Genomic DNA, 12354 nt, shown 5'->3' with positions numbered 1-12354 from the left:
CGTGCTCCGTTAGTTAAACCATGCGCCGAGCGGCAGGGTCACGTCCAGCAGGCGGTCGAAGGCGTACCAGAGCAAAATGCCCAGTACGACCCCGGAGATCCCCGCCGCAGGCAGCGAGGCGTTAAAAAGCAAACCAATCACCATCGTCAGGATGGCGGTGGCAATCGGGAAGCCGAGCCACTCAAAGCCCCAGGCGTACATCAGCAGGATAATTACCATCACCAGCAGACGTTGCAGCGTGCGGCGTGGCGGCCACTCCAAGGTATCCGGATGGCGCAACAGCAGCGCCACCGAACAGAGCAGCATCAGGCCGACAATGCCCATCGGGAAGGGGCGTGGCCCCACGGGTTCATAGCTGTATTCGCTGTGGATTTGCCAGGCGATGAACAGCCCGCCCACGCACAGCAAAAGCCAGATCCCGGCAAAAATGCGATCGCTCATAGCGCCTCCGCCTATTTCGCCAGACCAAAGGCTTTCGCCTGTTCGCGGTAGTCATTCACCTGTTTTTTGACGTACTCGTCCAGCGGCTTGCCGTTCAGGTTGAACTCAAATAGCCCGCGCAGATCGCGCTGCTTTTTGAAGCTCTCGGTCTGCTGAAGTTTGGTAAATTCGTCCACCCACCACTGGTATTCCGCGTCGGTCACCTTCGGCCCGACGAAGAAGCCGCGAATAATCGGCCAGACCAGGTTATAGCCCTGCTCTTTGGCGGTGGGAACGTTCGCCAGCGCGCCCGGCAGGCGCTCTTCGGCAAAGACGGCCAGCACGCGAATTTTATCCCCGCTTAGATACGGCACCATCTCGCTGAGATCGCCGGAGACAGCCTGAACGTGGTTGCCCATTAGGGCCGTCACCGGCTCGCCGCCGCCCTCAAACGCCACGTAGCGCATCTTGTGCGGATCAACCTTCGCCTGCTGCGCCAGCAGCGCCGCCTTCATCCAGTCCTGGCTGCCAATGGAGGCGCCCGCGCCAATCACCACGCTGTTCGGATCTTTTTCCATCGCGCTGAGCAGGTCCTTCAGGGATTTCCACGGGGAGTCCGCGCGCACGGCGATCATGCCGTAGTCTGTGCCGACGGTGGCCAGCCAGCGCACGTCGTCCACGCCGTAGCGGCCAAACTTGCCCTGCGAGAGGTTTAGCAGCGAGCCGCCGGAAAAGGCGACCACCGTGCCCGCTTCCGCAGGACGCTGCGCCACGATGGCGTTATAGGCAACCGCCCCCACGCCGCCGGGCATGTAGGTCACGCGCATCGGTTTTTCGATAGCGCCGGTTTCAAGCAGGCTAACCTGAATCAATTTGCAGGTGAGATCGAAACCACCGCCGGGCTTGGCGGGGGCGATACATTCGGTGCGGGAGGGCGCGTCCTGCGCCTGGACAGCAGAGGCACTCAACATCAATACGCTTGCAGCAAGGGTAGAAAGTAATTGTTTTTTCATCGTTTATCCTCACGCCGGAGAACCGGGAGTACGGGTACGGGTGTCTTTTTTCTGATTATGTGAACCACCGTGTAGCGGTTCCGTTGCGTGATTGTTAAAACAATAACCTTTCATTTCCCTTTCAATACGACACCAACTTTACAGGATGTGATATGCGTCTCTTACTGGCGGAAGATAATCGTGAGCTGGCGCACTGGCTGGAGAAAGCGCTGGTGCAGGGCGGCTTTGCCGTGGACTGCGTGGGCGACGGGCGGGCGGCCGATCACCTGCTGCAGGGTGAGGACTACGCGGTCGCGATTCTGGATATCGGCATGCCCGGCTTTGACGGGCTGGAAGTGGTGCAGCGCCTGCGAAAGCGGGGGCAAACGCTGCCCGTGCTGTTTCTCACTGCCCGCAGCAACGTGGCGGACAGGGTCAAAGGGCTCAATGCCGGAGCGGATGACTATCTGCCCAAGCCGTTTGAGCTGGAGGAGCTGGACGCCCGCCTGCGCGCGCTGCTGCGTCGAAGCGAAGGGCGGACCCAGGAGCGTCAGCGTCTGGGGGAGCTGGAATACGATGATGAAGGCTTTTTCCTGCTGCGCGACGAGCCGCTCTCCCTGACGCCGCGCGAGCTGTCGCTGCTTAAGGTGCTGATGCACCGCCGGACCCGCCCCGTCTCCCGACAGCAATTGTTCGACCAGGTGTTTAGCCTCAACGATGACGTCAGCCCGGAGAGCATCGATCTCTATATTCACCGCCTGCGCAAAAAGCTGAGCGCCAGCGGGGTGCGCATTACCACGCTGCGCGGCCTGGGCTACGTGCTGGAGTGCGGCGATGAGGTGGGCTAAGCCGCAGTCGCTCTATATGCAGCTGCTCCTCTTTCTGGGGCTGCCGCTGCTCCTGCTCTGGGGATTATCGACGTTTAACAGCTACGTCAGCGCGCTGCAGGCGGCAACGCAGGCCTACGATCGTACGCTGCTCTCGTCGGCGCGAACGGTGTCGGAGCGGCTGGTGGTTCACAACGGCAGGCTTGAGGTGAACGTGCCCTGGGTGGTGCTCGACAGCTTTGAGCTAAACATGAACGATCGGCTGTACTACAAGGTGGTGGACCCGGAAGGGCGGGTGATTTCAGGCTTTGACGATCTGCCGAAAATGCCGCCCTCTACCTCGCGCACCACGCTCTATCCGGCGCTGGCGTGGTTTTACCATACCGAGTATCGGGGGCAGGCCATTCGGGTGGCCCGGCTGCTCCAGCCGGTCAACGAGGGAAATATTGTCGGGATGGCGGAAATCTACGTCGCGGAAACCCTGCAATCACGGCGCTACCTCGCCAGCCAGCTGCTCTTCTCTTCGTGGGTCTCTCAGGGGATGCTGGTGCTGCTGACGCTCATCCTCACCGCCTGGCTGCTGCGGCGCGTGCTGCGCCCGATGCGCCAGCTCTCGTCATTGATGGTCCGCCGCGAGCCGGGGCTGCTGGCGCCGCTGCCGGAGCTGCTGCCGTGGTCTGAAACGCGGCTGCTGATCGTGGCCTTTAACCGCTACATCGACAGGCTTCGCGGGGTGTTATCCCGCCAGGAGCGCTTTAGCGCGGATGCGTCTCACCAGCTGAAAACCCCTCTGGCGGTGCTGAAAACGCAGGTCTCCGTCGCCCTGACGCGCGACGACCCCGCGCTTTGGCAGGAGAGCCTGCGGGCGATGAACGTCACGCTGGATAATACCATTCTGTTAACCGAGCGCCTGCTGCAGCTTGCCGCGGTGAAGCGCAAGGAGCAGGGCGAGAAACTGTTTGCGGCCGTTGACCTGGTTCAGGTGGTGCAGAACGGCTGCTTTTCCCGTGTGGCGCAGGCGCGCAGCAAGGGCATTGACCTGGGCTATGACGGAGTTCAGCAGCCGGTGATGATAGAGGGCGATGACGTACTGCTGGGCGAGCTTTGCGCTACCCTGCTGGAGAACGCCATTAAATATACGCCAGAGAACGGCGTGGTAACGGTTTTCCTGCGCCGTGAAGGCGATGCCGTCGAGCTTCGCGTGGAGGACAGCGGCCCCGGCATTGATGAGGCGCTGATGCACCAGGCCATGCTGCCGTTCCACCGGCTGGATAACGTGGGCGACGCGCCCGGCTCGGGCATTGGCCTGGCGCTGGCGAGCGACATCGCCCGGCTTCACCGTAGCCATCTTCACCTTTCGCGTAGCGACACGCTGGGTGGCCTGTGCGTGAAGCTGCGCTTTCTGAGGATGGAATAAGGCCGACAGAATCAAATCGTTACAATCAAATCGTCAGGCGCACACGGAGAGCTTGATCCCTTAGCGGCTCAGGTTAAAATCTCGCGGTTTTGGGACATTTCTCTTTAAATTGTGCGGGATCACGACAATGAAAAAAGTGGCATTAGCGGGCTTAGGCCTGATGTTTGCGTCGACGGCGGCAAACGCAATTTCCTTTAACGGCTCGGCGGGGAAAGAATATACCCACCTGGGCTTTGGCCTGGGGACGGAAACCTCCGGCCTGGCGATGACCGGTGGCTGGACGCATAACGATGACGACGGCGACGCGGCAAGCCTCGGCCTGGGCCTGAACGTTCCGCTGGGGCCATTCCTGGCGACCGTGGGCGGGAAAGGCATCTACACCAACCCGAACAACGGTGACGAAGGCTACGCGGCGGCAGTGGGCGGCGGCCTGCAGTGGAAAATCGGCGACAGCTTCGGCCTGTTCGGCGAGTACTACTACTCACCGGATTCGCTCTCAAGCGGTATCGACAGCTATGAAGAAGCCAACGCCGGCGCGCGCTGGACCATCATGCGCCCGATCACTATCGAAGCGGGCTATCGCTATCTGAACCTGGCGGGTAAAGACGGCAACCGCGACAACGCGCTGGCCGACGGCCCGTACGTAGGCGTGAGCGCCGGTTTCTAATCGCTTCGGCGCGGCGGCCTGCCGCGCCAGTTTATCGCTTCTCCCTTTCCCCGATTGCGCTATAGTGTTTTGACCATAGAAGTGGGAGAACACAATGATAAATGTGGAAATGCTATCCACGGGCGACGAAGTGCTGCACGGTCAAATTATTGATACCAATGCCGCCTGGCTTGCCGACGTATTCTTTGAGCAGGGATTACCGCTAACGCGCCGCAACACGGTCGGCGACAATCTTGAATCGCTGGTGAACATTCTGCGCGAGCGCAGCGAACACGCTGACGTGCTGATTGTGAACGGCGGGCTGGGCCCGACCAGCGACGACCTCAGCGCGCTGGCCGCCGCAACTGCGAAAGGCGAAGGGCTGGTACTCCATGAGGAGTGGCTGGCGCAGATGAAGCGCTTCTTCACAGAGCGCGGCCGCGTGATGGCCCCCAGCAACCGCAAGCAGGCGGAAATTCCCGCCAGCGCCGAGCTGGTGGATAACCCCGTCGGCACCGCCTGCGGGTTTGCCGTTCAGCTTAACCGCTGCCTGATGTTCTTCACGCCGGGCGTGCCGTCTGAATTTAAGGTGATGGTCGAGCAGCAAATTCTCCCGCGCCTGCGCGCGCGGTTTACCCTGCCGGAACCGCCGCTGTGCCTGCGCCTGACCACCTTTGGCCGCTCGGAAAGCGATCTGGCCCAGAGCCTCGACCACCTGAAGCTGCCGCCCGGCGTTTCAATGGGCTATCGCTCCTCGATGCCGATTATCGAACTCAAGCTGACGGGGCCTGCGACCGAGAAGGCCGCGATGCTGGCGCTGTGGCCGGAAGTGCAGCGCGTTGCCGGAGAGAGCCTGATCTTCGAAGGCACGGAGGGGCTGCCCGCGCAGATTTCCCAGGCGCTTCAGGCTCGCCAGCTCAGCGTGACGCTCAGCGAACAGTTCACCGGCGGGCTGCTGGCGCTCCAGCTTTCCCGCGCCGCTGCGCCGCTGCTGGCCAGCGAAGTGGTGCCGTTCCAGCAGGAGACGCTGGCGCAGACCGCGCGCTGGGCGTCCGAGCGCAGGGTGAAGCATTTTGCCGGGCTGGCGCTGTTCGTGGGCGGGCTGGACGACGAGCATCTTAACCTTGCGCTGGCAACGCCGGAGGGCACCCACGCGCTGCGGGTCAAAATGAGCATTACGCGCCACGGCCTGGCGGTGCGCCAGGAGGTCTGCGCGATGATGGCGCTCAACATGCTGCGCCGCTGGCTCGGCGGAAAAGAGGTGGCCAGCGAGCACGGCTGGATTAACGTCGTGGAGTCGCTGTTCGTTGAATGAGGCGTTTGCCGGGGCGCTTTACCCCGGCAATGCTTACGCCAGCGCTTTCGCCAGCAGGGTGATGGGGTGTTCGCAGCGCCTGCTGGTGGACATCTCAATCTGCCACTTGCAGGTTTCGCAGTCCGTCACCACCAGATCCGCGCCGCTCTCTTCAATCTGCTGAAACAGCGGAGCGCCGATGGCCTGCGACGTTTCGTAGTTTTCTCGCTTAAAGCCGTACGTGCCCGCAATCCCGCAGCAGCGTGAATCCAGCACCGTCAGCTCCAGCCCCGGAATCAGCCGCAGCAGCTCCAGCGTGTACAGCGACCAGCCCATTTTCTCCATATGGCACGGCGTGTGATACACCACTTTTAGCGGCAAGGCCTTCAGCGGCAGCGTCTGTCCGGCGTCTAGCCTGCGCCACAAAAAGCGCGTCGCCAGCTCGATATGTTCCCGCAGCCCGGTGTTATCCACGTCCAGCAGGTGCGGATACTCATCGCGCAGGGTAAAGGTGCAGGTGGACGACGTTGCCAGCACCGGAATGCCCCTGTCGACAATCGCCTCGCGCAGGGAGGTAACGTTGCTTTTCGCCTGCCTGCGCGCCTTTTCCGTAAAGCCGTTGGCAATCAGCGGCACGCCGCAGCACTTCTCTTTGCTAAGCAGCTGCACGCCGGTGCCCATGGCGTTCAGGACCTTCAGCAGATCTTTCCCCAGCTGCGGATGGTTGTAGTTCACGTAGCAGCCGTGGAAGAAGGCGACCTGGTCGGCGAAGCGCGCCTGCTCTGCCGCCACGGTTTTGTACCAGCGGCGAAACGTGCCGTGAGAGTACTTCGGCAGGCTCCGGTGGTGGTCGATTTTGAGCGTCGCGTCCAGCAGCCTGCGCACCGGCTTCAGCGAGGTGGCGGCATTCACGAGCGGCGCGAAGGGCGTCGAGACGCTGCCCATCAGGTCGGTATGGCTGAGAATGGCGTCGCGCAACGTCGGCTTCTGTTTGCCGTAGCGCGCGCGGGCGCGCTGAATGATATCGCCGATGTTGACGTCGGACGGGCAGGCCACCTCGCAGCGCTTGCAGTTGATGCAGTATTTCAGCGCCTCGTCGTACAGCGCGCCGTCCTTCAGGCGCAGCCGCTCGCCGTCCGGCCCGGCCTGTTTAGGGCCGGGATAGCGCGGATTCACGCCGCTGACAGGGCACACCGTGGTGCAAACCGTGCACTTGATGCAGTTTTCAAAACGGGTCTCGTTCATTGTTCCGCCTCCGCGCGCTGGCTAATTTGTTCCGCGACGTAGAGCGCGGTGAGCGCGCAGACGCCGCCGCCGCAGCCCTGCGCGATAGGATCGTATCCGCCCAGCAGGGAGCCGATCGCGTAGAGGTTATTAAGCGGAGTTCCACCACGCTGCGGGCGCAGCTGTTCATCGACAATGACCCCGAACTGCTGCCAGGGCTGAGGCGCGAAAAAGTCACTTTGATACCAGTCGGCGCGGGACGCGCTCTGGCGAACGTCCAGACCAAGAATGGCCTCGCGAACGCCCTCGCGGCTGCTTATCAGCCCGTTGCTGAAGAAGCTGCCGCTTGCCAGCACCGCATAGCGCGCGCGAAGCGGGATATCCTCATGGTTGCGCGTCCAGATTTCGCTCACGTTATTGTCGGTCATCGTCATTTTTTTCACCTCGTCTCCCGCCATCCACACGCCGCCCTGGGCAATAAACTGCCGCTGAAGCTGGGTATGCAGGCGAATGCCCGGTACGGATGGCGGCAGCGTGGGCAGCAGGCCCAGCGAGCAGGGCAGACGATCCGACAGCCAGCGCCAGAGCTGATTGTCCGTCAGGCCGAAGCAGGCGGGCATGAAGAGCGCGTCGCAGCGCTCGGCGAGCGGGCTTAGCGCTTCCAGCAGCCGCGGCCAGTTCTCCTGCTTATCCAGCAGCCGGGCGATATTCACCGCCCGAAATTCGCTCGGGTTATCGCGCAGCACGTCGAGCTCTGGCAGATCGATCTCTGCCGTTTCGGCACAAATTCCACGCTGGCTCAGGGATGCCGCGGCCAGATGCGCCTGAAAATCCAGAAAGCCGCTGATGCCCACGACCAGCACGCGCTCGGCGTTGAGCGGCGCGACGGGGACCTCTTCCGGGCTGAGCCACGCGGATCGCAGGGTGCCAAGCGGCGTCACGCGGCGGTGATTGTGCTCCGCGCTGCCCTGCATCCGCGCGCCGCAGCGCGCCAGCAGGGTTTCGGTTTCGTGGGCCAGCCTGGCCATATTTTCGCTGCCGATGAGGCGGTAGGGATGTTCTGGCGGCAGCGCGTTGACGTCCCGCCCGTCCAGCAGATCCAGCGAGCCGGACGAGAAGTGCAGGGCGCTCTGGCCCCGGCTGACGATGGCGCAGCGGAGCCCCCGCTCGGTGAGCTTAAGCCCGCACAGCAGCCCGGCCAGGCCGCCGCCGATAATCACGGAATCAAATTTCACGGTGTGTCTCCTTCTCCAGGCCGCACAGCCCCTGGTAGACCCAGCGGGTGAACTCGCTTTCGCGCAGCGCGTCGCCCCAGGCGATCGGCTGAATTCCTTTCCAGCGTTCGTTTAAAAAATCGCTGAGCTGCTCGAGGGACTGGGTTGAGGTGGTGACGTTAAAGCGCTGCAGCAGCCCGGCGGCGCGGCAGGCGCACAGCTCGCCCTGACAGGTGCCCATTCCCACGCGCGTGCGGCGGCGCAGGTCGAGCAGGGTATTGACCGTCAGGTTTTCAACGGTGTACTGCACTTCCCCCGCGGTGACGGCCTCGCATTCGCACACCAGGCTGCGGCTCAGCCGCCCGTCGCCCAGCCACGTCGGCGTTCTGTCCCCGTGGCGATAAACCGCGGAGCCGCGCAGCGGGGCGGGGAGCGAGATAATTTTTTGCAGCGTTTTTTCGGTGGACTGGCGAGAGCCGGGCAGCGGCTGTTTGGCCGTGACGCAGGGTTCGCTGTTGCCGAGCTTGCGGCAGACGGCATCGGTTGCCCACTGCGCCATCAGGCGGTAGGTCATCAGCTTGCCGCCGGTAATGGTGATAAAGCCGTCCATGCCGTCGCGCTCCGCGTGGTCGAGCAGCACGATGCCGCGGCTGACGCTGCGCCCGCTCGGATCGTCATCGCTCGCCACCAGCGGACGCACGCCCGCGTAGGCGCGCAGAATGCGCGTTTGCGCCATCGCGGGCGCGAGCTTTTCGCCCTCGCGCAGCAGAATATCGACCTCTTCGGCGGTGACGCGGTTGTAGTCGATCTCGCTGTAGTCAACGTGCGTGGACGTGGTGCCAATAAGCGAAATGGTATCGCCGGGAACCAGAATGTCCGCATCCGACGGCCTGCGGCAGCGGTTGATGACGTGATTGTTGATGCGGTGATCGAGAATAAGCAGCGACCCTTTCGCCGGGAACATGCGGACCGACAGTTCGGCATACTCCGCGATGCGCTGCCCCCAGATCCCCGCGGCGTTGACGACGACGCTGGCATACAGTTCGCCGTGTTCCTGATAGCGCGCGTCGAATACCCGGACGCCGCGAACGGTGCTGCCCTCGCGGATAAGCCCGGTGACCTCGTGCCCGGTCAGGATGCGCGCGCCGTGCTCGCGGGCGTCCAGCATGTTGGCGGCGGTGAGGCGAAACGGATCGATGGTGCCGTCGGGGACTTTCACCGCGCCGATCAGCGCCGGGTTAACGGAAGGCTCGATTTGGCGGGCGAGGGCCGGGTCAATGGCCTCTGCGTTGATGCCTGCCGTGCGGCAGGCGCTGATAAAGGTCTGCTGAAACGCCAGATCGTCGTCGGGAAGGGTGATGAACAGGCCGCCGGTTGGCTCAATGCAGTGGCGGGCAATACGCTTCAGGATCTGATTTTCAGCTATGCACTCGCGCGCGGATTCGCCGTCCGTGACCGCGTAGCGCGCGCCGCTGTGCAGCAGGCCGTGGTTGCGGCCGGTGGCGCCCGTCGCTATGTCGTGGCGCTCCAGCAGGGTCACGCTAAGGCCCCTGAGCGCGCAGTCGCGCGCGATCCCGGCACCGGTTGCTCCACCGCCAATGATAATCACATCGCTGTAGCGAGGATCGTGAATTGTCATTGTCTTCCCTCATGTTCGTTTTTTTACCATTTAGACACATTGATAGTGTGGTTTGTTTGATTTCGAACATAATCGAGCGTAATTCGAAAATGAAACGTGATTTCATGCGCTATTTTGCGCATATTGTCATATTTCTGTAACAATCTGTGCGTTGATTCACAGTAACAATTCGCATGATTTCTTAACATCGCCGCCTCTCTGGAGTTTGGGGCACAAGAACCCCTGAAAAATTCAACACCTGGCCACGGAGGCTGTCATGCTGAGTATTTTTAAACCTGCGCCGCATCGGGCGCGTCTGCCAGAGGCAGACATCGATCCGCTATACCGCCGCCTGCGCTGGCAAATCTTCCTGGGGATTTTCTTCGGCTACGCGGCGTACTATCTGGTGCGCAAAAACTTTGCGCTTGCCATGCCGTATCTGGTGGAGCAGGGCTTCTCGCGCGGCGATTTAGGCTTTGCGCTGTCGGGGATCTCGATCGCCTATGGTTTTTCTAAATTCATCATGGGCTCGGTGTCGGATCGCTCGAATCCGCGCGTGTTCCTGCCCGCCGGCCTGATTCTGGCTGCGGCGGTGATGCTGTTTATGGGCTTCGTACCGTGGGCCACCTCCAGCATCGCGGTGATGTTCGTGCTGCTGTTCCTCTGCGGCTGGTTCCAGGGGATGGGGTGGCCGCCGTGCGGGCGCACCATGGTGCACTGGTGGTCGCAGAAGGAGCGCGGCGGCATTGTGTCGGTATGGAACTGCGCGCATAACGTGGGCGGCGGTATTCCACCTCTGCTGTTCCTGCTTGGGATGGCCTGGTTCAACGACTGGAAAGCCGCGCTGTATATGCCTGCGTTTGGCGCGATCCTGGTGGCGATTATTGCCTTCGCGCTGATGCGCGATACGCCGCAGTCCTGCGGCCTGCCGCCGATTGAAGAGTATAAAAACGACTATCCGGATGATTACAGCAAGGAGCACGAAGAAGAGCTGACGGCAAAACAGATCTTCATGAAGTACGTTCTGCCGAACAGGCTGCTGTGGTACATCGCGGTGGCGAACGTCTTCGTTTACCTGCTGCGCTACGGCATCCTCGACTGGTCCCCGACCTACCTGAAAGAGGTGAAGCACTTCGCGCTGGATAAATCCTCCTGGGCCTATTTCCTCTATGAATATGCCGGGATCCCGGGCACGCTGCTGTGCGGCTGGATGTCGGACAAGGTGTTCAAAGGCAACCGCGGCGCGACGGGCGTGTTCTTTATGACCCTGGTCACCATCGCGACCGTTGTTTACTGGCTTAACCCGCCGGGTAATCCGGGTGTGGATATGGCCTGTATGATCGTGATCGGCTTCCTGATTTATGGCCCGGTGATGCTGATCGGCCTGCACGCGCTGGAGCTGGCGCCGAAAAAAGCGGCAGGGACGGCGGCGGGCTTTACCGGCCTGTTCGGCTACCTGGGCGGTTCGGTCGCAGCGAGCGCCATTGTCGGCTATACCGTTGACTTCTTCGGCTGGGACGGCGGCTTTATGGTGATGATCGGCGGCAGCGTGCTGGCGGTACTGCTGCTGATCGTTGTCATGATTGGTGAAAAACGCCATCACGCTGAAGTGCTGGCGCGTCGTCAATAAGGAGCATGAAAATGAAATTAACCCACATGGCGACCGGCCTGCTGCTGGCGGGGCTGATGACCGGCTCCGCGCTGGCGGCGGAGAAAATCGTGATTGCCCACCGCGGCGCGAGCGGCTATCTGCCGGAGCACACGCTTCCCGCAAAAGCGATGGCCTATGCGCAGGGCGCGGATTATCTGGAGCAGGATCTGGTGATGACCAAGGACGACCATTTGGTTGTCCTGCACGACCACTATCTTGACCGCGTAACGGACGTGGCCGAGCGCTTCCCGGACCGCGCTCGTAAGGACGGCCGCTATTACGCCATCGACTTTACGCTCGACGAAATCCGCTCGCTGAAGTTTACCGAAGGCTTCGAGATTGAGAACGGCAGGAAGGTGCAGGTCTATCCGGGGCGCTTCCCGATGGGCAAGTCCGACTTCCGCATTCACACCTTCCAGGAAGAGATTGAGTTTGTTCAGGGGCTGAACCACTCGACCGGTAAAAATATCGGTATCTACCCGGAAATCAAAGCGCCGTGGTTCCACCATCAGGAAGGGAAGGACATTGCGGCGAAGACGCTGGACGTGCTGAAGCAGTACGGCTACACCAGCAAGAAGGACAAGGTTTACCTGCAGTGTTTTGACGCCGCCGAGCTGAAGCGCATTAAAACCGAGCTGGAGCCGAAGCGGGGGATGAACCTCAACCTGGTGCAGCTGATTGCCTACACCGACTGGAACGAAACCCAGGAGAAGCAGCCCGACGGCACGTGGGTGAACTACAGCTACGACTGGATGTTCAAGCCGGGCGCGATGAAGCAGATTGCGCAGTACGCGGACGGCATCGGGCCGGATTACCACATGCTGGTGGCGGAAGGCTCAGCGCCGGGCCACGTGAAGCTGACGGCGATGGTGAAAGAGGCGCATGCCAGCAAGATGCAGGTGCACCCGTATACGGTGCGCGCCGACCAGCTGCCGGACTACGCGACGGACGTCAATCAGCTTTACGACGTGCTGTATCACCAGGCGGACGTGGACGGGCTGTTTACGGATTTCCCGGATAAGGCGGTCGAATTCATTCACCGGAAGTAGGT

The 12354-nt window shown here is 61.8% G+C and carries 11 protein-coding genes; 6 read left to right on the top strand and 5 right to left on the bottom strand.

Features of this window, described 5'->3' with window-relative positions:
• Positions 1 to 9 precede the first annotated feature (9 nt).
• Complete coding sequence (locus tag V1599_RS17695) at positions 10 to 441, bottom strand: tripartite tricarboxylate transporter TctB family protein (protein ID WP_395300546.1); 432 nt, start codon at positions 439 to 441, stop codon at positions 10 to 12.
• An 11-nt stretch (positions 442 to 452) separates the two neighbouring features.
• Positions 453 to 1433, bottom strand: a complete 981-nt coding sequence (locus V1599_RS17690; protein ID WP_112010377.1) for a tripartite tricarboxylate transporter substrate binding protein — start codon at positions 1431 to 1433, stop codon at positions 453 to 455.
• A gap of 152 nt (positions 1434 to 1585) precedes the next feature.
• On the opposite strand from V1599_RS17690, the gene tctD reads away from it, so the two are divergent.
• From tctD to V1599_RS17670, 4 genes are all read left to right on the top strand, one after another.
• Entirely contained in the window at positions 1586 to 2260 is a 675-nt protein-coding gene (gene tctD, locus V1599_RS17685; protein ID WP_112010378.1) for a transcriptional regulator TctD, read from the top strand.
• Positions 2247 to 3656: a sensor histidine kinase gene (locus tag V1599_RS17680; protein ID WP_395300545.1), complete on the top strand. Its 1410-nt coding sequence runs from the start codon at positions 2247 to 2249 to the stop codon at positions 3654 to 3656. Before tctD ends, V1599_RS17680 begins: the two co-directional genes overlap by 14 nt.
• Positions 3657 to 3783: 127 nt before the next feature.
• Positions 3784 to 4323, top strand: coding sequence for a YfaZ family outer membrane protein (locus V1599_RS17675; RefSeq protein WP_112010380.1), 540 nt, complete (start codon positions 3784 to 3786; stop codon positions 4321 to 4323).
• A 94-nt stretch (positions 4324 to 4417) separates the two neighbouring features.
• Positions 4418 to 5617: a nicotinamide mononucleotide deamidase-related protein YfaY gene (locus V1599_RS17670; protein WP_395300544.1), complete on the top strand. Its 1200-nt coding sequence runs from the start codon at positions 4418 to 4420 to the stop codon at positions 5615 to 5617.
• A gap of 33 nt (positions 5618 to 5650) precedes the next feature.
• Here the strand turns inward: V1599_RS17670 and glpC are convergent, their stop codons facing one another.
• From glpC to glpA, 3 genes are read right to left on the bottom strand one after another with little or no spacing between them, the layout of a single operon-like run.
• The gene (gene glpC, locus V1599_RS17665) at positions 5651 to 6841 is read right to left on the bottom strand and encodes an anaerobic glycerol-3-phosphate dehydrogenase subunit GlpC (protein WP_395300543.1); all 1191 of its coding nucleotides are present in this window, start codon (positions 6839 to 6841) and stop codon (positions 5651 to 5653) included.
• Positions 6838 to 8055, bottom strand: coding sequence for a glycerol-3-phosphate dehydrogenase subunit GlpB (gene glpB, locus V1599_RS17660; RefSeq protein ID WP_395300542.1), 1218 nt, complete (start codon positions 8053 to 8055; stop codon positions 6838 to 6840). The genes glpC and glpB overlap by 4 nt, the downstream gene beginning before the upstream one ends.
• Positions 8045 to 9673, bottom strand: a complete 1629-nt coding sequence (gene glpA / locus V1599_RS17655) for an anaerobic glycerol-3-phosphate dehydrogenase subunit A (RefSeq protein WP_395300541.1) — start codon at positions 9671 to 9673, stop codon at positions 8045 to 8047. The genes glpB and glpA overlap by 11 nt, the downstream gene beginning before the upstream one ends.
• Before the next feature lie 256 nt (positions 9674 to 9929).
• Between glpA and glpT the strand changes: the two genes are divergently transcribed.
• Positions 9930 to 11282, top strand: coding sequence for a glycerol-3-phosphate transporter (gene glpT, locus V1599_RS17650; protein ID WP_297122083.1), 1353 nt, complete (start codon positions 9930 to 9932; stop codon positions 11280 to 11282).
• A gap of 11 nt (positions 11283 to 11293) precedes the next feature.
• Positions 11294 to 12352 (top strand): glycerophosphodiester phosphodiesterase, encoded by a 1059-nt coding sequence (glpQ, locus tag V1599_RS17645; RefSeq protein ID WP_395300540.1) that lies wholly within the window; start codon positions 11294 to 11296, stop codon positions 12350 to 12352.
• Positions 12353 to 12354: the final 2 nt, after the last annotated feature.

The organism is Enterobacter sp. ECC-175, assembly GCF_043968675.1.
Taxonomy (GTDB): domain Bacteria; phylum Pseudomonadota; class Gammaproteobacteria; order Enterobacterales; family Enterobacteriaceae; genus Enterobacter.
This window is presented reverse-complemented; position numbering and strand designations above follow the sequence as displayed.